This is a genomic window from Herbiconiux liukaitaii, from assembly GCF_041927495.1.
Classification (GTDB): Bacteria; Actinomycetota; Actinomycetes; order Actinomycetales; family Microbacteriaceae; genus Herbiconiux; species Herbiconiux liukaitaii.
The window spans coordinates 295,974-318,523 of sequence record NZ_JBHFHG010000008.1 but is presented as its reverse complement, the minus strand read 5'-3'; the positions used below and the strand labels follow the sequence as shown (position 1 = coordinate 318,523).

Sequence of the window (22,550 nt, the reverse complement as noted above, 5' to 3'; positions counted from 1 at the left end):
CAACTGGCCGCGGTCGCGGCGGAGCGCGGGCTGCGACCGATCGTCGACCTCCCGGCGCTCACCGACCCGCGCCCCGCCGCCGTGCTCATGCTCTTCGGGGTGCTCGACGACGTCCCGAGCCGACGCGAGGCTCGCGAGGAGGCCGTGTCGCGCGACCTCGACGTGCTGCTGCTCGCCCGCGCCACCACGCTGCGGTCGCATCCGGGGCAGGTGGCGTTCCCCGGCGGTCGGGTCGACCCCGGTGACGCGGATGCCACGGCCGCCGCCCTGCGCGAGGCCGAGGAGGAGACGGGGCTCGATCCGACAGGCGTCGACGTGCTCGGAGCGCTGCCACCCATCCCCCTCGAGTACTCGCGGCACCTGGTGACCCCGGTGCTCGGCTGGTGGCGGCACCCCTCGCCCGTGCGCGTGGTGGACGAGGGCGAGTGCTCGGCCGTGTTCCGCCTGCCGGTCGCCGACCTGCTCGACACTGCCAACCGGGGTGTCACGGTCGTTCGACGCCCCGATGACCGTGGCGGTCGTGAGTGGCGTGGTCCCGCTTTCCAGGTGCGGCACGCCACGGGAGACCACCTCGTGTGGGGCTTCACCGCGATGCTGCTCGACGGGCTCTTCACGCACCTCGGCTGGACCGAGCCCTGGGACTCGAACCGCGAGATCCCCCTCGCACCCTGAGAGCGGGGTGGGGCGGGCCGCTCTAGGCGCGGGAGGACGCCGAGTCGATGACCTCCTGGGCCACGATCGAGAGCCGTCGTCCGGTGCTCCTGGCCCGGCTGCGCAGCATCGTGAAGGCATCGTGCATGTCGACGCGCTCGGTGTGCGACAGCACACCCTTGGCCTGCTCGATGAGCACCCGGCTGTCGAGCGCGTGCTGCAGCTGCTCACGCGCCATGTCGGACTCGCGGAGGGCCCGCTCCTGGAGGATGCCGATGGTCGCCACATCCGCCAGCGCCCTGGCGATCGAGGTGTCCTTCGGATCCATCGCTCCCGTGCGGTCGCTGAACAGGTTGAGCGACCCGATCGTCTCGTCGCGCAGCCGCATGGGGATGGCGTACATCGACTGGTAGCCGAGGCTCGAGGCGCTCGTGGCGAAGGTGGGATAGCGCGCGTAGGTGGAGGCGATGTCGGTGACCGCCACGATCTCGCCGGTCACGAAGGCATCGACGCAGGGACCCTCGGACGCACCGAGCTGCAGGAGGCCGATGAGGTGGCTGCGCTCGTTCGTGGAGGCCACGACCTCGAGCTCCCCTTCGCCGTTCGGGAGGAGGATGCCAGCGTCCGCACCGTCGAGCAGATGCACTGTGCGCTCCACGAGCACGTGCAGGAGATCCACGATGTCGTAGTCGGCCACGAGCGTGTCGGCCAGGCTCACGAACGTGTCGGCGAGCTCTGCTTCGCGTGTCTTGGCCGTCATGCGCCCAACCTACCGCTCCCGGCCTGCCAAAGCATCAGGATGCCGTGCGCTGGGACTTCACATAGCGGCCGCACAGGATCGGCGGATGTGCGCCGCGGCCTGGCTTTGCGGGCCCAGCCGGGGTAGCCTCACCACTAGGTAGCCCCAGTCCCGGTCGCCAGATGACGCGGATCGAGACTCTCTGTGAGCAGCCCTCCCCTCTTGGTCTCCAGCACCCGTGCCGCGAGGAAGACCACACCGCGCGGTGATCGCGCGCATCCCACGTCCGCGTACTCCGGGCTGCTGCGCCAGGTGCGCGACGAAGGCCTGCTCGGGCGCCGCCGGGGCTTCTACGTGCTCGCGTTCTCGCTCATCACCCTGGCGCTCGGTGGAGCGGTCGCGGCCTTCGTGCTGCTCGGCGACTCCTGGTACCAGCTGATCGTCGCGGCAGTGCTCGGCGTCATCCTCACCCAGTACGCCTTCCTCGCCCACGAGGCCTCCCACCGCCAGATCTTCACCTCGGGCAGGGCCAATGACATCGCCGGCCGCACCCTGGCGAACTCGTTCGTGGGCATCAGCTACTCGTGGTGGATGACGAAGCACAGCAGGCACCACGCCAACCCGAACGTGTTCGGCAAGGATCCCGACATCGAGCGGGGGGTCTTCTCGTTCACCGGGCCGGACGCGTCGCAGACGCCTGCGGCCTTCGTGTGGTTCGGGCGACGCCAGGGCTACCTGTTCTTCCCCATGCTGCTGCTCGAGGGGTTGAACCTGCACGTGCATGGGCTCAGGACCGTGTTCGGCTCCGGCAAGGTCGACAAGCGACGCATCGAGATCGCGATGATCGTGAGTCGGCTCGCCCTCTACGTGGCCGTGGTGTTCGTGGTGCTCTCCCCCGGGATCGCCGTCGCGTTCATCGGTGTGCAGCTGGGGGTGTTCGGCCTCTACATGGGGGCGTCGTTCGCGCCCAACCACAAGGGCATGCCCGTGCTGCCGCACGACAGCAAGGTCGACTTCCTGCGCCGCCAGGTGCTCACGAGCCGCAACATCGGCGGGGGGCCCGTGATGCAGACCTTCATGGGCGGCCTCAACCACCAGATCGAGCACCACCTCTTCCCCAACATGCCCCGCCCGAACCTTCGGCGCGCTCAGGCGATCGTCAAGGAGTACTGCCGGGTGCACGGGATCGACTACACCGAGACCACGCTCGTGCGCTCCTACGCGATCGTGGTCGAGTACCTCAACACCGTGGGTCTCGCCGCCGGCGGCGACCCGTTCGACTGCCCTGCGCGCACCGCGCTGGGCCGCTGACCGAAGGGATACATCATGGGCCGACTCACATACGACTCGTCTTTGATCGTCGAATTCGACGACCGCACTCTCGCCCATCTGCAGCTCGTGATCGGAGCGAAGATCCGTCGGGGGGAGTCGTTCTACTTCTGCTGGCGCGACGAGCCGCACGCCGGAGGGGGGCGCACCGCCATCTGGGTGTACGCGACCGTGCCGATGGAGTTCCGCTACTACGGCGGGCGCTCCCCCAGCATCAACCGGCACTGGATCGACGTGCTCATGCTGAGCGCCAACTCCCCGCAGGGCCTTCAGCTCACCCCCGAGCCCAACGAGGCGACCGTACCGAGCGAGATGGCGAGCGTATGACCACGGCAGCAGAGGGCAGGGTCACCACGGGTGGCACGTTCATCGAGGACGTGCGCCGCAAGGCGATGCAGATCGTGGTGGACGGCGAGACGTACCGGGTGCAGCCCAGCGAGGTGGCCTACGACCTCGAGATCATCGCCGAGCCCGAGGACACGGTTCTCGGCTACATCGCTCGGCTGAACGCCGAGAGCGACGGATTCGTCGCTGTGGGGGACGTGGATCGGGCGGTGCCGGAAGGGCACGCGGTGCTGGAGGACGGGATCCGGTCGCTCATCCGGTAGCACCTCCCTCCCGCGCCTGCGGGTGCACGTGCGCGAGGCCCGCTCCGGGGATACGGAACGGGCCTCGCGGATGGTGCTGAGTGCGGTCTGGCTCAGTGCTTGAACGCGTCCTTGACGTTCTCGCCGGCCTTCTTCACATCGGCCTTCGACTGGTCGGCCTGGCCCTCGGCCACCTTCGACTCGTCGCCGGTCGCCTTGCCGAAGGCCTCCTTGGCCTTGCCGCCCAGGTCTTCCGCTGCGTTCTTGATCTTGTCGTCTGCACCCATGAGTCAACCTCTTCCGTTCAGGCCACGTGATGCGGCATTCCCACTCAACTCCTCGGGCCGCCCATTGCCACCGGTCTCCCACCAACATCTCGGAAACCGCCCATCCGTCGGTCAGTCGCCGCCCCCACCACCGCCACCGCCGCCGTCTCCGCCACCGCCACCGCCGCCGTCGGATCCGCCGCTGTCGGATCCACCGCCGTCGGAGCCCCACCCGCCGCCGTCACCGTCGTGGCGAGTGTCGTGCGCTCCCCCGGAATCACCCGCCACGAAGACGGAGGATCCCCCATCGTCGCCCCGCCGCTGAGTGCCGCCGGCCTTCGACTGCCGCGACACCCTGTACGCCACCACGGCCACGATGACGACGATCACCGCACCCACGAGGATCGCTATCCCGGTACTGTCCATGCCCCGACTCTAGGGTGTCGACCCCCGCGCGCAAATGGGGCGGCAGGCGTAGCGTTCGCGCCATGTCGAAGAACGCAGCGGAAACGCCCGAGCAGCACAAGCACGGCAAGCACGAGAAGCACGCCAAGCACGGCAAGCGCATCCCCAAGGATCTCTACGAGGCCGAGCTGGAGCGACTGCAGGTCGAGCTCGTGACCATGCAGCGCTGGGTCATCGAGACCGGTGCCCGCGTGGTCGTGGTCTTCGAGGGCCGTGACGCCGCAGGCAAGGGCGGAGCCATCAAGCGCATCGTGCAGTACCTCAACCCGCGCTCCACGCGCGTGGTGGCCCTCCCCACCCCGAGCGAGCAGGAGAAGGGCCAGTGGTACTTCCAGCGCTACATCGAGCACCTGCCCACCAAGGGCGAGATCGTGCTCATGGACCGCTCCTGGTACAACCGTGCCGGCGTGGAACGGGTGATGGACTACTGCACCCCCGAGCAGTACCGGCTGTTCCTGCGCCAGACCCCCGTGTTCGAGCGGATGCTCGTGGAGGACGGCATCATCCTCATCAAGTACTGGTACTCGGTGTCGGACGACGTGCAGGAGGATCGCTTCCGCTCGCGCCTCGAAGACCCCATGCGCCGCTGGAAGCTCTCCGAGACCGACGTGCTCTCCATCACCCGCTGGGAGGACTACTCCCGCGCGAAGGACGAGATGTTCGAGGCCACCGACCACGCCGACGCTCCGTGGTGGACGATCGAGAGCGACGACAAGCGCGCCTCCCGCCTCAACACCATCAAGCACCTGCTCGAGCAGATCCCCTACGAGCACCGCGATCCGGAGCCCATCGACATCCCCGCGAGGCCGGCCTCGGACAGCTACGCCCGTCCCGCGCGCGAGCTCTACAAGTACGTGCCCGACCACGCCGGGGAGCTCGCGAGCAGCTGAGACCGCTCGCGTCAGGTGGCGCGCAGGATGAGGTGCCGCGCAGCCTCGACCGCGAGCCCGCGATCGTGGCTGAGCGAGAAGTCGTACACGCCCTCGGCGTGCCGTGACGCATCGGTCTCCCTGGCCACGAGCACCGCGGCGAAATCGGCGGTGAGCACCACGATGTCCCACTCCGTGAGCAGCGGATCGTCGCTCGGGATCCTCGAGACCTGCACCGCGCTCCCGTCGAACATGGGTGTGGGGCCGTCGACGTGCACCATCACGAGTGCGCAGTGCTCGGCGAGGTCGAGGTACCGCCTGGTGGCGCCCGGGGTCACGTTCGAGGCGTGCTGGAAGGTCGAGAGCACCACGGCGGAGTCGCCGCTGGCCCTCGCCCTGGCCTCGAGGAAGATGCTCATCTGCACGAGCAGGGCCCGATCCGACGACTTCGGCGGGATGTGCTGCGCGACGACCTCGAACGGGGTCGTCGCCGAGGAGGGCGTGACCCTGCGGCGCGGGCGCACGGTGATGCCCGGCAGGTCGCGCCCGTCGGAGACCTCGGCGATCGGTGCACTGAAGTGCCAGCCCTGACCGTGGGTGGCGCCGTGCGCCTGCGCCGTCACGAGGTGCTTCGCGGTCTCCACGCCCTCCGCGACCACCACCACATCGGCGTTCGAGGTGTGGGTGTTGAGGGCGCTCATGATGCGGGCGATGTCGGCATCCGGCCTGTCCTGGATGAGCCGCAGGTCGAGCTTCACGACATCCGGATCGATGAGCGGCACGAGGGCGAGCGACGCCGGGTTCGCCCCGAGGTCGTCGATCGCGATGGCGTGCCCGGCCGCCCTGGCCTGCTGCACCATGGTGAGCAGCTCCCCCGGCGCCGAGAGGAGGGCGCGCTCGGTGAGCTCGATCACCACGGGGCGGGCGGGCGGCACCTCCTCGAGCAGCCCGGCCTGGAACGACTCGGGCTCCACGTTGATGAGCAGGCTGTGCGGCTGATGGAGGTCGTTGACCTCGGCGGACTGCAACGAGGTGATCCAGAAGTCGCGATCGACCTCGACGATGCGCCCCTCGCGCCGCGCCGCCTCGAGGAAGGGCTGCGGCGAGCCGTCGCCGGTCTCGGCGGAGACCCGGGTGAGCGCTTCGTAGGCGACCCTCGAGCCCGTGCCGAAGTCGACGAGCGGCTGGAAGACCGTGGAGAGGTGGCTGGGGCCCTTGGGGTGTGCACGCCGAAGTCGGCGGTGCACCGGATCGTAGGTGCGCTGATCCGCCATCGCACGGCGTCGGCGGAGTTCGGAGTCGATGAGGGGGCCGAGCCATTCGAAGCGGATCGACCGCGCCCCGTCCGGGTCGTGATCCTCATTCGCCCAGAGGAAGTCGACGAGCACGGAGAGATCGCGCAGACTCTGCTCGGGAAGGCGCTGGAGGCGCAGCTCGTCGGCTCTCGCCTCGGTGGCCATTCTGATCAGCTCGCGCACGCCCACCCCGCTCGTCCTTTAAAAGAGGACTCGGGTCCGGGAGTCATGCCGACACTAACAGGCAGACAGACGATCTGACCCTGACGGGTCGAATTTCACTGGCGGTGGGCCTGGCCGGTCACGGTGCGAGCGAGATGCGCCTCGTGGTGATGTCGGCCGCGGTCTCGCGCACCGATCGGCCCGAGGCGAACGCGTGGGCGCGGATGAGCAGGAGCGCGTCTTCGGGACTGATCCTCATCTGGGCGACCACCATGCCCGTGGCCTGGTGCACCTCGCGGCGGGAGAAGGGGCCCTCGTCGGGAAGCTCCTCGTCGAGGTGGTCGAGGGCGCGGTGCAGCACGGCCGAGGAGGCGGCGCTCGCCAGACCTACTGCTCCGGCCACCGAATCGTCGGAGAGCATCTCCGAGGTGTCGGAGTAGAGGTCGACGGCCCCGATCTTGAGGGATCCCACCGCGAGCGGGAACGAGAAGACGGCTTGCACACCCTGATCGGCCAGCGCGTGCAGCACGATGGGCCAGCGCAGGGGCATGAGGGCGTGCACGTCGGGCTCGAGCACCGGCACGCCGGTGGCGTAAGCGTCCCACCCAGGGCCCTCCCCCGCGTCGAGCTGCACTTCGCTCAGACCGCCGGCGATCGCATCGCTCGCACCGACCGTCTCGACGTCGAACGGGGGGCCGAGGGTGCAGATGGCCGCGCGCTGCACGGGGAGCACGGCGACGAAGGCGGCGGCGAAATCGGGACGACGAGGACTGCGGGGAGTAGAGATGGTGCTCCTGACCTGACCGGACCGGGGATCTGCCGATCGGTGCGAGTGGCCTGGGTGCAGGACTACCTAGTGCTCACAGTAGCGTGCGGGCTCGCGTGGTGGGCGGTTGGCGCATGGAACTGCATGACAGAGAGAGGCAGGGACAGCGACCTGGGCGGAGGCAGCGGGGGTGGGACCGGCGTGGGGCCTCGCCCTCCCCCGCTTCATGCATCGGCGCGAAGGCACGGAGCATGCTCCTGGGTCGGTTGGCACGCGGGGCGTCACCATTTGACGTCGACAGGCTATCGGTGCCTGGGCGTTGCCGGAACCCCGCGTTCGAGCCTTCGGGCGCAGCTCGCCGAGATGCCCGCGGGGTCGACGCCCTCGGCCGAGGGTCCGATAGCGTGAGGAGGCGCAGTGCGCGCGGCTCGAGAGAGGTGTCGACGTGGACAGGAACAGCAGCACGGGCGGGGATGTCGACAGCGTCGACGTGGTCGTGGTGGGGGCCGGGATCGCCGGACTGACTGCGGGGCGACTGCTCGCTCGGGCGGGCAAGCGGGTGGTGGTGCTCGAGGCACGGGACCGGGTGGGCGGGCGCGTGTGGACCGATCGCACCGAGGGCGAGCCGACCGATCTGGGCGCCTCGTGGATCCACGGCATCGTCGACAGCCCCGTGGCCGCCGCGGCAGAGGCCTTCGGCCTGCGCACGGTCGAGTTCACGGTGGGCGGCTACCAGCCCGACTCCCGCCCCATCGCCTACTACGGCCCCGACGGCCGCCGCCTCGACGCCGCCGAGGCGCAGCGCTTCGCCGACGACATCCACACCGTCGATGCCACCCTCGCCGAGGTGGTGGCGGTCTCGGCACCCGAGGCCTCCTACCGCGACGTGACCGACGAGGCCCTCGCCCGCCAGGGCTGGGACGACGAGCGCACCCTGCGTGTGCGCGAGTACCTGCAGCACCGCAGCGAGGAGCAGTACGGCGCCTGGATCGAGGATCTCGCCGCGCACGGCCTCGACGACGACTCCATCGACGGCGACGAGGTCGTGTTCCCCGACGGCTACGACCGCCTCGCCGAGCACCTCGCCGACGGCCTCGACGTGCGCCTCGAGCACATCGTCTCCCGCGTGGAGTGGTCGGATGGCGGTGAGATGAGCAGAGCCGGCGTCACCGTCACGACCGACCGCGGCACCTTCGCCGCCGCCGCCGCCGTGGTGACCGTGCCCGTGGGCGTGCTGCAGTCCGACGCCTTCGCCATCGAGCCCGCCCTCCCCGAGCCGATCATCGACGCCCTCGGGCGACTCACCATGAACGCCTTCGAGAAGGTGTTCATGCGCTTCGACACGAAGTTCTGGGACGACGACGTGTACGCCATCCGCCAGCAGGGCCCCGAGGGCACGTGGTGGCACTCCTGGTACGACCTCACGGCACTGCACGGCACACCGACGCTGCTCACGTTCGCGGCGGGCCCCGCGGCCATCGAGATCCGCGACTGGAGCGAGCAGCGGGTCGTCGACTCCGTGCTCGAGCAGCTGCGCCGCCTCTTCGGCGACCGCGTGACGCCACCCACCGGCGTGCACATCACGACCTGGCAGGACGACCCGTTCGCGCACGGCTCGTACGCCTACATGCAGCTCGGCTCCACGACCGACGACCACGACGCCCTCGCGACCCCCGTGGGCGGCGTGCTGCACCTCGCGGGCGAGGCCACCTGGACCGACGACCCGGCCACCGTGACCGCCGCCCTCTGCTCGGGCCACCGCGCGGCCGAGAACATCCTGCAGCGCGCCGTGCCCCTCGAGACCCTCTGGGCGGATCGCTGAGCCCGCTGGATCTCAGCCGCTAGATCTCCTCGCGCAGCACCGTGCGCGTCAGCGTGGGCTGCCCCGCGACGATCGGGTTGAGCACCGCAGCACCCTCGGGCGTCAGGCGCCAGGCGCGGTAGGCGTCGTCATGCTCGAGCGACTCCCACTTCTCCACGAACAGGAAGTGGGTGGGGTCGTCGACGTCGACGGTCACGTCGACCCCGAGGCAGCCGGGCCGGGCACGGGTGCCGGCGAGGGTCTCGTGGATGAGGGCGGGCGCCTGCTCGAGCGCATCGGCAGCGACTCGGAGGTCGAGGATGGAGAGAACGGTCATACCCCGATCATCCCAGGTGCGGCTCGCGGCGTCAGGCCTCGGCCCTGGTGTCGTACCGCTCCCACGACGATGTGACCTGGCCGAAGTGCTCGATGGACCACTGCTCGAGCGCCTTGAGCGGCTCCTGCAGGGTGCGCCCGGCGTCGGTGAGCTCGTACTCCACCCGCGGCGGCACCTCGGCGTAGACCGTGCGCGTCACGAGCCCATCCCGCTCGAGGCCGCGGAGCGTCTGCGTGAGCATCTTCTGCGAGACCCCGTCGACGGCACGGCGGATCTCGGAGAAGCGGCGCGGCCCCTCCCCGAGCACACCCACCACGAGCACCGTCCAGCGATCCCCGATGCGATCGAGCAGTCGCCTGCTCGGGCACCCGGCCGCATACGGATCGGGCCCACGGAGAACGGATGCGACCTGCTTGGTTACCACAAAGTGCCTACTTCCCAAAAGTGACCATTGGATTTAGCGTAGCAAGAGTCCGCACAACGGACCAGGAGACAAGACGAATGAAGGAGTAGGACATGACCCGCATCACCGTCGTAGGAGGAACCGGCTACGCCGGCAGCGCCGTCGTCAAGGAGGCCGCCGCCCGCGGCTTCGACGTGGTCTCGTACAGCCGCAACGCACCCGAGGGCGCGGCCCGCGTGGAGGGCGTGACCTACGAGACCGGATCCCTGCTCGACCCCGAGGTGCGCGCCAGTGCGTTCGCCGGGGCCGACGCCGTGGTCTCCACGCTCTCGCCGCGCGGTGAGCTCGACGGCCGCATCGTGGAGGTCGACAGCGCGCTCGCCACGCTCGCCGCCGAGCACGGCGTGCGCCTCGCCGTGGTGGGCGGCTTCAGCTCGCTGCGCCCCCAGGAGGGCGCGCCGCGCTTCGCCGAGGGCGACGACCTCCCGCCGCAGTTCGCCGGCGAGGCCAAGCAGATGAACGAGGTGCTCAACGTGCTGCAGGCCTCCCCCGCCGAGCTCGACTGGGTGTTCTTCTCGCCCGCTCAGCAGTTCGGCGCGTACGCCCCCGGCGAGGCGCTCGGCCGCTACCGCGTGGGCGGCGACGTGGCGTTCTTCGACGCCGAGGGCGTCTCGGCCGTGAGCGGCCCCGACTTCGCGCTCGCGATCGTGGACGAGCTCGAGCGCCCGGCCCACCGCCGCGAGCACATCAGCATCGCGTACTGAGCCGGATCGCGGCAGGCGGTCGTCCCTCCCGGTCAGAGCCGGCGCCGGATGACCACCTGCCGCACCACCCGCAGCAGCCCGAGGAACCCGAACACCCCCACGAACGCCCCGAACAGGTCGAACAGCCGCAGCCCGCCCGAGAGCACGGGGCCCGCATCCGTGACGATGAGCACCACGGCGATCACCACCGCCGCGATCGAGATGAGCGCGCCCACCACCTCCGCCGCGATCAGCTGCACGAAGTCCCGCGACGAGTCGTCCGAGAACGCTCGCAGCCGCACTCCCACAGTGCCCTTCTCGAGCCCCGTGAGCAGCGAGTCGAGGCGCCCCGGCAGGCTCCGCACCCGCGCCGCCGTCACGCTCGCCTGCGCCTGCAGCCCCGTGGCCGTGCGGTGCAACGACTGCGAGTGCCGCAGCAGCTCGGGCACCATCGGCAGCGCCTGCTCGAACATGTCGAAGTGCGGGTCGAGCACCTTGAGGCAGCCCTCGAGGGTCGCGAAGCTGCGGAACGCCGAGGCGAGGTCGCCGGGCAGCGCGATGTGGTGCTGACGGATGACGTCGAGCAGCCGGGTGAAGATCGATCCGTCGCCGCTCGGCCGGTGCCGCTCGGTGGTGATGACGATGCCCACGTCGTGCCGCAGCGCGTCGAGATCGGCGTCGTCCGGCACGTCGACGATGAGCAGCAGGGCATCGGTGCAGGCGATGTCGTCCTCGCTCACCGCCGCGAGCATGAGCGCCGTGAGGTACTGCCGCTGGCTGCGCTCGATCACGCCGATGGCGCCGAAGTCGATGAGGCCGAGCGTGGCGTCGTCGCGCAGGATGACGTTGCCGGGGTGCAGATCGGCGTGGAAGACGCCGTGCACGAGGATCTGCTCGAGCACCGCCGACATGAGGCCCGTGGCGAGCTCCTCGCGCTTCTCCCGCGGCAGCTCCGCGAGCCGGTCGCCCGCGCGGCTGAGGGGCTCGCCGTCCACGAGGTCCATGGTGAGCACGCGCGGGCCCGACGCGGCCCGGTACACGTGCGGCACCGAGATGAGCGCCTCGGAGCGCGCGAGCGTGCTGCGGATCATCTCGACGTTCCGCGCCTCGATGCGGTAGTCGAGCTCATCGAGGAGGGTCGCGGTGAAGCCGCGCGCGACCGACTCGATCCTGAGGTCGTGCCCCACCCTGGTGCGGCTCTCGGCGCGGTTGGCGAGGCGCACGATGATGTCGGCGTCGGCCTCCACCTGGGCGCGGGCGGCCGGTCGCTGCACCTTCACCACCACGGGCGTGCCGTCGAGCAGCCGGGCGGTGTGCACCTGGGCGACGGATGCGGCGGCGAGCGGTTCGGGTTCGATCGAGGCGAAGACCGTCTCGAGGGGCGCGCCGATGCTCTCCTCGATGGCCGGCTGGATCTCCTCCCACGGCAGCGTCGTGGCTCCCGACTGCAGGGAGGCGAGCGCGCTGAGGTAGGGCTCTGGCACGATGTCGCGGCGGGTGGAGAGCACCTGCCCGAGCTTGACGAAGGTCACGCCCGACTCGTTGATGGTCGAGACGATGGCCTGCGCCCGCTGCTCGCTCGTGGTGAGCTCCTGCTGCACCCGCGAGCGGCCGTGCACGAGCCAGCCCGCCCCGTGGCGCGAGGCGATCGCCACGATCTGGAGGTAGCGGCGGGTGCGCTTGCGCTGCCGGATGGCGGCACGGATGGCGTCGATCGGATTGGGCAGGGGGCGCGTGGGGAAGATGGCCTCGAGGGCCACGAGCACCCCGATCCCGAGCGCGAAGACCCACGCCACGGCCAGCAGCACCACGGCGAGCGCTGCGAACGCGGCCCGGCCGTCGCGGGCTTCTCCGTCGACGAGCAGGCCGGTCTGGTCGACGAGCCAGGTGGCGAAGGGCAGCCCGGTCGCGAACACGAGGAGGCCCACCACGATGCTGCGCGGCCAGCCGACGGGTGTGGCCAGGATGCGCCGGGCCACGAACCCCACGAGCAGCGCCGAGAGCACCGCCAGCACCACGGTCACCAGGTCGTTGATCACACCATCCCCCCACCCCGCGAGCCCGATCCTCGGCCCCGCCTGCGCCCACAGTAGCGGCCCGCAGCATCGGCCCGCAGCCGCCCGGCGCGTGCTCAGGCGATGAGGTGAGGGGTGGCGGCCACGGCCCGGTGGGCGCCGTCGCGGTCGGCCACGCCGAGCTTGCGGTAGACCGCCTTGACCTGCGTCTTCACCGTGTTCGGCGAGACGTGCTCGGCCGTGGCGATCTCGGGCACGCTGTGCCCCTGCACGAGGTGGCGGAGCACCACGCGCTCCCGCTCGCTCAGCTGCACGGAGGAGGGAGCGGTGCCCACGTCGAGCAGGCCGGCGAGCTCCCGCACGACCCTGGGCGGCAGCTGCTCCTCGTAGCGGGGCAGCAGCGCGGCGCGCTCCGGGGCGGTGAGGCGCAGCAGCACGATCGGGAGGCCCTCCGAGACCAGCAGGTCCAGGCACGCCGCGAAGTGCCTGTCGGCCTCCTCCGGCTGGTCGAGCCGCAGGTTGGCGGCGGCCACCACCGCCAGCAGCTCGACGGTGATCCTCGGGCTCGTGGAGGGCTGCGAGAGACCGGGCGCCGCGAGCACGAGGGCCTCGCGCGCATCCCCCTGCCGGAGCGCCGCCCACGCGCGGAGCACACGTACCGGGTCGGCGACCGCGGGCAGGTCGATGGCGCGCAGCCGGGCGATCGAGCGCACGGCCGACGCCACGTCGCCGAGCGAGAGCTGCAGCTCGGCGGTGGCCATGGCGGTGAGCCAGCCGTTGAGGCCGTTGCTGCGGAGCTTCTCGGGCTGGGTGGCCTGCGTCGATCCCACGCGCGCGAGCTGCTGCCTGGCCTGGCCGGAGGCACGGGCGAGCACCGATTCCACGAACAGGCGCTGGGCCCAGGTCTCGGGGGCGACCATCACCGAGGGGGCAGCCTCGAGCGCGGCCCGCGCGTCGTCGAAGCGCAGGTCGTTGACGGCGAGCAGGGCGCGGGCGAGCTCCCCCGCGGTCTGCACGGTGTCCGGCGCCTCGACGTGCAGCTCCGGGCGGCGCGCGAGCCACTGCTCGGCGGCCCCGCGGTTGCCGGCGAGGGCGTAGTTGAGGGCGATCGTGCCCGCGGCCTCGACCGCGATCCGCGGGTTCTTGAACGTCACGGCCTCGTCGAAGCTGCGCTCGTAGGCGCGCGTGGCGTCGATGAGCTCGCCGCCGAGCTCGAGCGAGATGGCCCACTGCAGGCGGATGTCGGGCAGCACGGGGCGGATGGCGGCGAGCGCCTCGTCCGAGACCTCGGCGATGGTGGTGTGCGCCTCGCGCACGATGGCCACCGACTCCGCCGTGTTGCCCTGGAAGCGCGCGCTCACGCTGCGGCTCGTGAGGTCGGCGAGCACGTCGAGCAGGCCGGTGGGTGGCGCCGTGACGGTGTGCTGGTAGCGGATGGGCCTGCCGTCGCTGTTGGCGGGCAGGTAGTTGATGTAGTCCTTCGCCGCCGAGAGCCGCGGATAGCCGGCCAGCACCTCGGCCGGGAGCGCGTTGATCGCCTCCACGAGCAGGTCCTGCCGGTGCTGCATGAGCTCGCCCCAGTGCTGCTCCACGACTCCGATCACGTCATCCCACACCTGCGCTTCGATGGCGGTGCGGAGGTCCTCTTCGACTGGTGCTGAACTCACAACGTCAGATTCAAGCAGAAATACCCTCGGACGCGTAGCCTGCTAGTGCCCCGACGGAGAGAGAGTCCATGACGTTCATGCGGCTCGGCAGCAAGCGCCGCCAGCCCGCCGATCCGCTGCGCATCGCAATCGCCACGAGCCGCCTGGCCAAGATCTCGCCCGCCGTGCTCGCCCTCGCGATCTTCCTGCTCGTCGCGCTGCTCTTCACGGGCCTGCTCATGCTGCCGTTCGCCACCGCCGACGGCCGGCCCACTCCGGTGCACGACGCCATGTTCACCGCGTTCTCGGCGGTGACCGTCACGGGGCTCGTGTCGGTCGACACGGCGGAGCACTGGTCGTTCTTCGGCGAGGCCGTCATCCTGCTCGGCATCCAGATCGGTGGTCTCGGTATCGTGACCATCGCCCTGCTGCTCTCGCGCGCGGTGACCCGCAGCTTCGGCGTGCAGGTGCGCATCTTCGCGCAGCAGGGCATCGGCGCGAGCAAGCTCGGCGAGGTGCAGTCGCTGCTCCGCATCGTGGTGCTCACCACGCTCGTGCTCGAACTCGCGCTCGCCGTGGTGCTCGTGCCGCGGTTCATCATGGTGGAGGAGTCGTTCGGTCGAGGGCTCTGGCACGGGGTGTTCTACGCCATCTCGTCGTTCAACAACGCCGGCTTCGCACCCAACCCGGGCGGCATCGCCGCCTACGACGGCGACCTCTGGATCCTCATCCCCGTCATGATCGGGGTCTTCGTGGGCAGCTTCGGCTTTCCCGTCTACCTCGTGCTCATGCTCTCGCGGCAGCACTGGCGGCGCTGGTCGCTGCACACCAAGCTCACGCTCACCACCACCGTGTTCTTCCTGCTGGTCGGGGCTCTCGCGTGGGGGGCCTTCGAGTGGTCGAACCAGGCCACGATCGGCGACATGACCGTGGCCGACAAGATCTTCCACTCCCTCTTCGCGTCCACCATGATGCGCTCGGGCGGGTTCTCGCTCACCGACTACGGGGCCTCGGAGCCGGTGACCCTGCTCGTGACGGATGCGCTCATGTTCGTGGGCGGCGGCTCGGCCTCGACGGCCGGCGGCATCAAGGTCACGACCATCGCGGTGCTGTTCCTCGCGATCGTGGCCGAGGCGAAGGGCGACAAGGATGCGATGGTGTTCGGGCGCACCATCCCCCAGGGCATCCTGCGAGTCGCCATCAGTGTGACGTTCCTCGGGGCCACGCTCGTGCTCGTGGCCACGGGGCTGCTCATGCTCGTGACGGACACGCCCCTGGATCGCATCCTCTTCGAGGTGATCTCGGCGTTCGCCACGTGCGGGCTCAGCGTGGGGTTGAGTGAGGAGCTGCCGCCCTTCGGCCTCTACGTGCTCACGGCCCTCATGTTCGCCGGCCGCATCGGGCCGATCGGTCTCGCGTCGGCCCTCGCCATCCGCCGCCGCAACCTGCTCTTCCGCTACCCGGAGGAGCGCCCCGTGCTCGGTTAGGCCCTAGGGTCGGAGCATGTTCGCGCGAGGTCTCGTGCGCGCCCCTGAGCGATGCGCTCGGCGGATCGCTCTACGACCGGGTGAGCGACGACCAGGAGCCCCTCGGCTCGTACTCCGATGAGAGCGAGGCGACCGACGCGGCCTGCACGGTGCTGCGGAGCGCCCAGGGGTCGCTCATGGGGCTGCTCGCGGTGCCCGCGATCATCCTCGGCACGTTCGCCCTGGTCGGCACGACCCTCCGGCCCGACGACCCGAGCTAGTCGATGCGGGTGTCGATGACCGCGAGGTCGCCGCGGTAGCGAGAGAATCCGTACTCCACGGGTGTGCCATCGGGCAGGCAGGTCAGCCGCTCGACGTGGATGATCGCCATTCCGGGCGAGATGTCGAGCAGATCGGCGACCCACTGATCGGCGTTGACGGCGCTCAGCAGGAGCCGCCTCGCTTCTGTGCGCACGCCGACCGCCCTGGAGACCAGATCGGGCACGAACTCCGAGAGCGGCCGGTCGAGCATCCCTGGCAGGCGTTCCTCGTCCACCCAGCTGGTGCGCAACCGGCTGGGCGCACCGTCGAACAACACCAGGGTCTCGACGAAGTAGGCGCGTGATCCGTGCATCTGGAGGTTGCGGCGCACCGTGTCGGGGGCATCGACGAGAAGCGCACTGAGATGCACCAGGCTCAGGTGCGGCGAGTCGAACTGCCGCCCGCCCGGGCTGTCGCCGTAGACCGTGACCTCCTTGGCGGTGCGCGCGAGGCTGATCGAGGCCACCGGCCTCACCCCGAATGTGCCCGAGCGCGGCGCCCGGGTGAGCACACGCTGCCCCTGCAGCAGTGACAGCGCCGAGCGCAGCACGTTGCGGGTGGTGCCGTACAGCGCCAGGAGCTCCCACTCGTAGGGCAGCGGGCCGGTGAACCTGCCCGCGATGATGTCGGCGCGGATGAGATCGGAGACCTGGCGGGCGGCATCCGAACGGCGCGAGAACCCCACCTGATGGTGTGTGGCGTCGGGCACCACGGGGTCCGTCCAGTTCGGGATCGCCGAGGGCGGATCGGTCATGCCGTCGAGCCTAGCGACGCGGCGCCCCTGCCCTTCGCCACCCCAGGCCCCGGCGTGCCGATGCACGGAATCAGCGCCACAGTGCGGTCACCCGCGCCATCGGCCAGACCTCACCGATCTTCGCGGCGATGTCGAAGAGGTTGGCCTCGTGCACACTCGGCAGCCGGTCGCCAACGGCCTCGCGAACGACGATCGGCACGAAGCCGTGCTGCATCGCATCCGTCGCCGACGCCCGGATGCAGCCGCTCGTGCTGAGCCCGGCCATGATCACCGTGTCGACCCCTCTGGCGTGCAGGCCGGCGGCGAGCGAGGTGCCGAAGAAGGCGCTCGGATACTGCTTGGGCACGAGGGTGTCCTCGGGCTCGGGAGCGAGCCCGTCGATGAAGTCACCGGCCGGGCTGCCCGGCAGATACGCCTTGAGCGCCGGCACCTTGCGGTAGAACACCCCGGCGTTGGAGCCGTCGGCCGAGAGCGCCATGGTGGTGATGGCCACGTGCACCCCGGCGGCTCTGGCCGCGGCGAGCAGCTCCCGCATGCGCTCCACTGGCTCCTCCACCCCCGCGTAGAGCGGGCACTCCGGATCGATGTAGGCCTTGACCGGATCGACGATCAGAAGAGCGGTGCTCCCGCCCGGTTCGAGGTGCCCGGCGAGGCCCGCCGCGGCGTAGTCGGTGGCATCTGTCGTGTCGGTCGTCATTCTCGGTTCTCCGTTCGAAGGGGATCGGGTGGGATGGGCCTCGGGTGAAGTGGCCTCAGGTGGAGCGGGGCTCGGGCACAGTGAGCGTGGGCCCGCCGAGGGGACCGAGCCCGATCACCGCCGCACCGGCGAAGGCGAGGCCCGCGAAGGTGAGCGAGGCCGCGCGCACTCCATCGACGAAGGCCTGCACGTCGGCGGCGGAGAGCGCGAGCAGGGATCCGTCGTAGGCGGCGGCCTGCTGCGCGATGGTGAGGCCGCTGGTGGCGATGGCGAGACCGATCGCGGTGCTGAACAGGTAGCCGGCGTTCTGCAGCGCCGACCGGATTGCGTTCGCGATCCCGCGCCTGCGTTCCGGCACACGCGACATCAGTGCCGCGGTCGAGGGTGTCATGAAGATGCCGGTGCCTGCCCCCATCGCACTGAGGCCGGCGGCCGAGGCGGGGTAGGCCTCTGCGCTGCCGAGGCTGAACGCGAGCAGGATCGCGCCGCAGCCGATCAGCGCCATGCCGATCGTCGACAGCGTGCGGGCCCGGATCCGCCGAGCGAGCAGTCCGGCCGCCGACGCCGCGATGGTCGTACCGAGCGGGGCGGGCAGGATGGCGACCGCCGCCTCGAGCGCACTCATCCCTTCCACGGCCTGGAACGAGAGCGAGGCGAGCAGCACGAGCGCGTAGCTGCTGAGCGCGCAGAGCGCCGCCGAGGTGTAGAGCGTGATCGTGGCGCGATCCCGGAAGATGTCGGGGTCGACCAGCGGATGCGCGACCACCCGCTGGCTCCAGACGAAGAGCACACTCAGCACGATCGCGCCGGCCCCCGCGCCGATGACGGCGGGAGAGCCCCAGCCGAGCGAACCGCCGAACGAGACCGCCGCCACCATCGCACCGATCGCACCGATCGACAGCACGCCGCCGAGCACGTCGAGCCGCTCCCTGCTCCGCGGGCGCTCGCGGCGCGGGATCAGCCGCAGCGACCAGAGCAGCCCGGCGAGGCTGATCGGGATGCCGGCCAGGAAGATCCAGCGCCAGCCCAGTGTCTCGGTGACCACACCTCCCACCAGGGGGCCCACCACCTGGCCCACCGCGGCGACGGTCGCGTTGAGGCCGAGGCCGAGGCTCAGGGTGCGCTCGGGGAACGCGTCGGTGAGCAGCGCTGTCGTGTTGGTGATGATCGCCGCGGCGCCAACGCCCTGCACCAGCCGCGCCACGATGAGCAGTCCTGCGGTGGGCGCCAGTCCGCAGGCGAGGGAGGCGACCAGGAACACCGCTATGCCCAGGATGTAGAGCCGCCGCCGGCCCACGATGTCGGCGATCCGGCCGAAGATCAGGATGAGGGTCGTCGTGCTCAGCATGTAGGCCAGCAGCACCCAGCTCGATTGGGCGCCGGTGGCGCCGAGGTCGCGGCTGAGCTGCGGCAGTGCGATCAGCAGCGCACTGGAGTTGATGAAGACGAGGATGACGCTGAGGCTCGACGTGAAGAGGATCTTCCACGCGCGCCGCTGGGCATCGGCCCCGCCGGGTGTGGAGCTAGTGATGCGATGAGCCTTCCTGTGCGATCTCGCGCGAGGACACCGCAGGTGCCCGGGTGTGGAACGTCGTCGCATCCTGGAACGCGACGGCGGCCGAGAGGCAGGATGCGTCCTGCCACGGCCGGGCGATCAGCTGCACCCCCACCGGGAGGCCGTCGGGCGCGAAACCGGCCGGCATCATGAGCGCGGGGAAGCCCAGGTAGTCGAAGATCCTGGTGTTCCTCGGGATGACCTCGTGCAGGTTGAACGGGGTGCCGTCGACCTGCATTGTGAGGTCGTCCCAGCGCGGGGCCGTGGCGCCCACCCCCGGGGTGATGAGCAGCTCCACACCGTGCTCGTCCATCCGCTCGACCACCGCGGCCTGAGCGAGCGGGCGGCGGCGGAGGGCGCGCAGGTAATCGGCGGCGGAGGGGATGGCGCTCACCTCGACGCGAGCGCGCATGCCCGCGTCGAAGAGCTCGGCGGTGGCCGCGTTCGCCTCCTGGTTCGACGCGAGCTCGCCGTAGAAGACCGTCCAGCACTCGCTGTCGATCTCGGCGATGCTGCCCGCGTGCCCGAGGGCGTCGAAGTCGAGCTCCACGATCTCGGCGCCGAGAGCACGGAAGGTCGAGAGGGCCTCCTCGAACGCGGCGAGCACGGCGGTGTCCGAGCGTTCGGTGAACCAGGCCCGCGGCACACCGATGCGCATCCCTCGCACCCGTCTGGGGTCGGCTTCGAGCGAGGGCACCACCTCGTGGGTGGCGGGGTCGACGCCGTCGGCACCCGCCATCACGGCGAGCGCGCCGACGAGGTCGCGGGCGCTCCGGGCCATCGGGCCGACGTGGTCCATCGTCCACGAGAGGCTCGCGACACCGGTGCGGGGCACCAGTCCGTAAGTGGGCTTGATGCCGGTGGTGCCGCAGAGTGCGGCGGGCACCCTGATGGAGCCTCCGGTGTCGGTGCCGAGCGCGAGGGGCACGATCCGCCCGGCCAGGGCCGAACCCGAGCCTGTGGAGGAGCCGCCGGTCCAGCGCTCGGGGTCCCACGGATTGCGCACGAAGCCATAGCGGGCGTTGACCGGGCCCCCGCAGGCGAACTCGGTGGTCGCCGCCATGAAGACCGGGATGGCGCCGGCCGCGCGCAGTCGCGCGACCACGGTGGCGTCGGTGGGCGCGATGCGGTCGCCGGTCTGCAGCGAGCCGCTGGTGACCATCGTGCCCTCGACATCGATGATGTCCTTCACCGCGAACGGGATGCCCTCGAGCGGGCGGGCGGTCCCGGCGGCCCAGCGTGCGGTGCTCTCGGCCGCGGCGGTGGCGATGCCGTCGATCACGCGGAGCACCGCGTCCGAGTGCCGAGGAGCACTCCACAGCGGCTCGAGCTCGGCGATCACGGCGGTGGGGGTGAGATCACGGGCGCCGTAGGCGCCGAGCAGCTCGTCGACCCCGAGCATGCGCACGGCGGTGGCGCTGTGGGACGCGGTGGCGCTGCCGGACGCGACGGGGCGCGTGGAGGGCAGCGGCTCCGCACCGAGCCGAGCAGCCGAAGCCTCTGCAGCGACGGTCTCCGCGAGCATCCGCGCGAACAGGTGCGCACTATGCAGAGGCTCCGCCTGCAGAGCGCTGGGGGCCGCGGGCAGGGGCCGCGCCCGGCTCGCCACGAGCGCGTCGTCGAGTTGCGACGCGATCGTGGCGAGCACGGTGGACGGTTCGTGACTCACGCCACGGACCCACTGAGGGCGTGCGCCTCCGCCAGGTAGCGGAACACACCGGGCGTGCGGTCCGAGCCGAGCGGGAAGGACTCGCGGGCGATCGCCACCTCGCCGATGTCGATCGACGCTGTGATCGAGTCGCCCGCGGTGTGCGGTGCGGCCGTGTCGATCAGCGCTCCGTCGGGCGCGACGATGCAGGAGCGGCCGAAGTAGCTCACCGTCTTGCCGTCGAGCGTCTCGACCCCGCCACGGTTCGGCGCGATCACCCAGGTCTGCGTCTCGAGGGCGCGCACCTGCAGCTCCTGCGTGAAGAGCGTCTCGCGGAAGCCCAGGGAGGAGACCAGCACGATCATCACCTCGGCACCGGCCGCGCGCGACGCCAGCCAGTACTCCGGGAACGAACGGTCGTAGCAGATGAGCATGCCGAAACGGGTGCCGAAGGCGTCGAACATCACGGGCCCCGTGCCGGGCGAGAAGAAGTGCTTCTCGTCGACGTCGACCAGCTCGTTCTTGGGAATGGAGGTCTTGCGATAGCTCCACCGCTCCTCGCCGTCGATCCCGGTGCCCTGCACCAGCCGCCCGTCGGCATCGATCATGACGGCGGAGTTGTAGAGCTCCTCGCCCGCGTCTTCGTAGAGCCCGAAGACCACACCCGTGCCGAGCCGCTTCGCCACCGCCGCGAAGCGATCGGTGTCGGGGCCGGGGATCGTCTGCGCCCATGCCTTGTAGGCGTCGTTCGTGCCGCCGCAGAAGTACGGCGTGGTGCACAGCTCGGGGAACACCACGAGGTCGACGTCCGGCCCTGCGGCCTGCTCGAACACTGCGAGCAGGCCATCGATCGCCTCGGTGCGGTCGACGGGGATCGATCCCGCCTGCACCACGGCGACAGTGAGCACCGGGGCCGTCATGCCGCGACGACGACGTTGCGCGAGGCCAGCAGCGGCATGATGCGGGTGCCGAACGCCTCGACACCCTCGACGAAGTCGTCGAAGACCAGCAGCACGCCCTTGGTGCCCTCGACCTCGCCGGCCTCGTCGAGCATCCGCGCCACGTTCTCGTACGAGCCCACGAGGGTGCCCATGTTCATGTTCACGGCGCCCTCGGGGAGCGAGATCCGCGAGGCGGTGTTGCCCTCTTCAGCGTTGACGTCGGTCTTCGCCTGGCCCGTCATCCAGCCGATCGCCTCGTGGTCGACACCGTCGTTGTAGAGCTTCCACTTGGCCTCCGCGGCCTCGTCGGTCTCATCGGCGATGATCATGAACAGCACGTAGCTGCCGACATCGCGGCCGGTCTTCTCGGCCGCCGCGATCAAGGCCTGGTTCTGCGGCGCGTAGGCGGTCGGCGTGTTCACGCCGACACCCATCGAGAAGTTGTAGTCGGAGTACTGCGCCGCGAACGCCATGCCTTCGCTGGATTGCCCGGCCGACACGATCGGGATGTGCGAGGAGGGCTGCGGCTTCATCTGGCAGTCCTTCATGGTGAAGTACTCGCCGTCGAAGTTCGACTCGCCGTTCTCCCACAGCTCCTTCATCACCTGCATGTACTCGGTCTGGTAGCGGTAGCGGCGCTCGAAGTGCACCTCGTCGCCCGGCCAGAGTCCCATCTGGTCGTACTCGGCCTTCTGCCAGCCCGCCACGAGGTTGAGGCCGAAGCGTCCGTGCGAGATGGAGTCGATGGTGGCGGCCATGCGCGCGGCGATGGCCGGCGGGATGGTGAGCACCGCGGTGGTGGCGAACAGTTTGATGCGCTCGGTCTGCGCCGCGAGCCCCGCCATGAGTGTGAACGACTCGAGGTTGTAGTCCCAGAACTCACTCGGGCCGCCGTAGCCGTGCAGCTTGATCATCGAGAGAGCGAAGTCGAAGCCGTGCTTCTCGGCCGCCTGCACGATCTCGAGGTTGAGGTCGTAGGAGGGCTTGTACTGCGGAGACGTGGTGGAGATGAGCCAGCCGTTGCTGCCGATCGGGATGAAGACGCCGATATCCATGGGGATGTCCTTTCGAGGGGGATGGAGGGAGGGTGGTCA

24 protein-coding genes are annotated in these 22,550 nt (G+C 70.3%); 9 read left to right on the top strand and 15 right to left on the bottom strand.

Translation table 11 applies throughout. From position 1 onward, the window contains the following. Positions 1-3 precede the first annotated feature (3 nt). Positions 4-672 carry an NUDIX hydrolase gene (locus ACEXQC_RS18070; protein WP_374825729.1) on the top strand — a complete coding sequence of 223 codons (669 nt, stop codon included), beginning with the start codon at positions 4-6 and terminating at the stop codon, positions 670-672. A gap of 22 nt (positions 673-694) precedes the next feature. On the opposite strand, the gene ACEXQC_RS18065 is transcribed toward ACEXQC_RS18070, so the two are convergent. Further along, positions 695-1,411 (bottom strand): ANTAR domain-containing protein, encoded by a 717-nt coding sequence (locus tag ACEXQC_RS18065; RefSeq protein ID WP_374825539.1) that lies wholly within the window; start codon positions 1,409-1,411, stop codon positions 695-697. A gap of 183 nt (positions 1,412-1,594) precedes the next feature. On the opposite strand from ACEXQC_RS18065, the gene ACEXQC_RS18060 reads away from it, so the two are divergent. The 3 genes from ACEXQC_RS18060 to ACEXQC_RS18050 are packed head-to-tail and all read left to right on the top strand — an operon-like array spanning position 1,595 to position 3,327. After that, positions 1,595-2,701 carry a fatty acid desaturase family protein gene (locus ACEXQC_RS18060; RefSeq protein WP_374825537.1) on the top strand — a complete coding sequence of 369 codons (1,107 nt, stop codon included), beginning with the start codon at positions 1,595-1,597 and terminating at the stop codon, positions 2,699-2,701. 15 nt (positions 2,702-2,716) lie between these two features. Next, entirely contained in the window at positions 2,717-3,046 is a 330-nt protein-coding gene (locus ACEXQC_RS18055; protein WP_374825535.1) for a DUF7882 family protein, read from the top strand. Beyond that, positions 3,043-3,327 (top strand): hypothetical protein, encoded by a 285-nt coding sequence (locus ACEXQC_RS18050; RefSeq protein WP_374825533.1) that lies wholly within the window; start codon positions 3,043-3,045, stop codon positions 3,325-3,327. Before ACEXQC_RS18055 ends, ACEXQC_RS18050 begins: the two co-directional genes overlap by 4 nt. Before the next feature lie 92 nt (positions 3,328-3,419). Here ACEXQC_RS18050 and ACEXQC_RS18045 read toward each other — a convergent pair whose 3' ends face one another. Further along, positions 3,420-3,593 (bottom strand): CsbD family protein, encoded by a 174-nt coding sequence (locus ACEXQC_RS18045; protein WP_374825531.1) that lies wholly within the window; start codon positions 3,591-3,593, stop codon positions 3,420-3,422. Between the two features lie 111 nt (positions 3,594-3,704). Beyond that, positions 3,705-3,998, bottom strand: coding sequence for a hypothetical protein (locus ACEXQC_RS18040; protein ID WP_374825529.1), 294 nt, complete (start codon positions 3,996-3,998; stop codon positions 3,705-3,707). 62 nt (positions 3,999-4,060) lie between these two features. Between ACEXQC_RS18040 and ppk2 the strand changes: the two genes are divergently transcribed. After that, complete coding sequence (gene ppk2, locus ACEXQC_RS18035) at positions 4,061-4,927, top strand: polyphosphate kinase 2 (protein ID WP_374825527.1); 867 nt, start codon at positions 4,061-4,063, stop codon at positions 4,925-4,927. An 11-nt stretch (positions 4,928-4,938) separates the two neighbouring features. On the opposite strand, the gene ACEXQC_RS18030 is transcribed toward ppk2, so the two are convergent. Together ACEXQC_RS18030 and ACEXQC_RS18025 are read right to left on the bottom strand one after the other, a co-directional pair. Then, positions 4,939-6,384, bottom strand: a complete 1,446-nt coding sequence (locus ACEXQC_RS18030; RefSeq protein ID WP_374825525.1) for a sensor domain-containing phosphodiesterase — start codon at positions 6,382-6,384, stop codon at positions 4,939-4,941. A gap of 118 nt (positions 6,385-6,502) precedes the next feature. Then, positions 6,503-7,096 (bottom strand): GAF and ANTAR domain-containing protein, encoded by a 594-nt coding sequence (locus ACEXQC_RS18025; protein WP_374825523.1) that lies wholly within the window; start codon positions 7,094-7,096, stop codon positions 6,503-6,505. Positions 7,097-7,574: 478 nt separating this feature from the next. Between ACEXQC_RS18025 and ACEXQC_RS18020 the strand changes: the two genes are divergently transcribed. Continuing rightward, the gene (locus ACEXQC_RS18020) at positions 7,575-8,951 is read left to right on the top strand and encodes a flavin monoamine oxidase family protein (protein ID WP_374825521.1); all 1,377 of its coding nucleotides are present in this window, start codon (positions 7,575-7,577) and stop codon (positions 8,949-8,951) included. Between the two features lie 19 nt (positions 8,952-8,970). Here the strand turns inward: ACEXQC_RS18020 and ACEXQC_RS18015 are convergent, their stop codons facing one another. Then, entirely contained in the window at positions 8,971-9,267 is a 297-nt protein-coding gene (locus tag ACEXQC_RS18015) for a putative quinol monooxygenase (RefSeq protein ID WP_374825519.1), read from the bottom strand. Positions 9,268-9,298: 31 nt separating this feature from the next. After that, on the bottom strand, positions 9,299-9,691 hold the full coding sequence (locus ACEXQC_RS18010) for a winged helix-turn-helix transcriptional regulator (RefSeq protein WP_374825518.1): 393 nt from the start codon (positions 9,689-9,691) through the stop codon (positions 9,299-9,301). A 92-nt stretch (positions 9,692-9,783) separates the two neighbouring features. Here ACEXQC_RS18010 and ACEXQC_RS18005 point away from each other — a divergent pair, with 92 nt between their 5' ends. After that, positions 9,784-10,434: an NAD(P)-dependent oxidoreductase gene (locus ACEXQC_RS18005; protein WP_374825516.1), complete on the top strand. Its 651-nt coding sequence runs from the start codon at positions 9,784-9,786 to the stop codon at positions 10,432-10,434. 32 nt (positions 10,435-10,466) lie between these two features. Here the strand turns inward: ACEXQC_RS18005 and ACEXQC_RS18000 are convergent, their stop codons facing one another. Next, positions 10,467-12,452, bottom strand: a complete 1,986-nt coding sequence (locus ACEXQC_RS18000) for an ABC1 kinase family protein (protein ID WP_374825514.1) — start codon at positions 12,450-12,452, stop codon at positions 10,467-10,469. Positions 12,453-12,544: 92 nt separating this feature from the next. Continuing rightward, positions 12,545-14,095 (bottom strand): helix-turn-helix transcriptional regulator, encoded by a 1,551-nt coding sequence (locus ACEXQC_RS17995; protein ID WP_374825512.1) that lies wholly within the window; start codon positions 14,093-14,095, stop codon positions 12,545-12,547. 68 nt (positions 14,096-14,163) lie between these two features. Here ACEXQC_RS17995 and ACEXQC_RS17990 point away from each other — a divergent pair, with 68 nt between their 5' ends. Together ACEXQC_RS17990 and ACEXQC_RS17985 are read left to right on the top strand one after the other, a co-directional pair. After that, a complete protein-coding gene (locus ACEXQC_RS17990) occupies positions 14,164-15,561 on the top strand; it encodes a TrkH family potassium uptake protein (RefSeq protein ID WP_374825510.1) in 1,398 nt (465 codons plus the stop codon). A gap of 80 nt (positions 15,562-15,641) precedes the next feature. Beyond that, complete coding sequence (locus ACEXQC_RS17985; RefSeq protein ID WP_374825508.1) at positions 15,642-15,821, top strand: hypothetical protein; 180 nt, start codon at positions 15,642-15,644, stop codon at positions 15,819-15,821. Here ACEXQC_RS17985 and ACEXQC_RS17980 read toward each other — a convergent pair. The 6 genes from ACEXQC_RS17980 to rutA form a co-directional block, all read right to left on the bottom strand. Continuing rightward, positions 15,818-16,615, bottom strand: coding sequence for a GntR family transcriptional regulator (locus ACEXQC_RS17980; RefSeq protein WP_374825506.1), 798 nt, complete (start codon positions 16,613-16,615; stop codon positions 15,818-15,820). The genes ACEXQC_RS17985 and ACEXQC_RS17980 overlap by 4 nt on opposite strands. Before the next feature lie 70 nt (positions 16,616-16,685). After that, entirely contained in the window at positions 16,686-17,312 is a 627-nt protein-coding gene (locus ACEXQC_RS17975) for an isochorismatase family protein (RefSeq protein WP_374825504.1), read from the bottom strand. 55 nt (positions 17,313-17,367) lie between these two features. Continuing rightward, complete coding sequence (locus ACEXQC_RS17970) at positions 17,368-18,912, bottom strand: MFS transporter (RefSeq protein ID WP_374825502.1); 1,545 nt, start codon at positions 18,910-18,912, stop codon at positions 17,368-17,370. Next, positions 18,836-20,536, bottom strand: a complete 1,701-nt coding sequence (locus ACEXQC_RS17965; protein ID WP_374825500.1) for an amidase — start codon at positions 20,534-20,536, stop codon at positions 18,836-18,838. Before ACEXQC_RS17965 ends, ACEXQC_RS17970 begins: the two co-directional genes overlap by 77 nt. Continuing rightward, complete coding sequence (locus ACEXQC_RS17960; protein ID WP_374825498.1) at positions 20,533-21,435, bottom strand: carbon-nitrogen hydrolase family protein; 903 nt, start codon at positions 21,433-21,435, stop codon at positions 20,533-20,535. Before ACEXQC_RS17960 ends, ACEXQC_RS17965 begins: the two co-directional genes overlap by 4 nt. Continuing rightward, positions 21,432-22,511, bottom strand: coding sequence for a pyrimidine utilization protein A (gene rutA / locus ACEXQC_RS17955; protein WP_374825496.1), 1,080 nt, complete (start codon positions 22,509-22,511; stop codon positions 21,432-21,434). Before rutA ends, ACEXQC_RS17960 begins: the two co-directional genes overlap by 4 nt. Between the last annotated feature and the right edge of the window lie 39 nt (positions 22,512-22,550).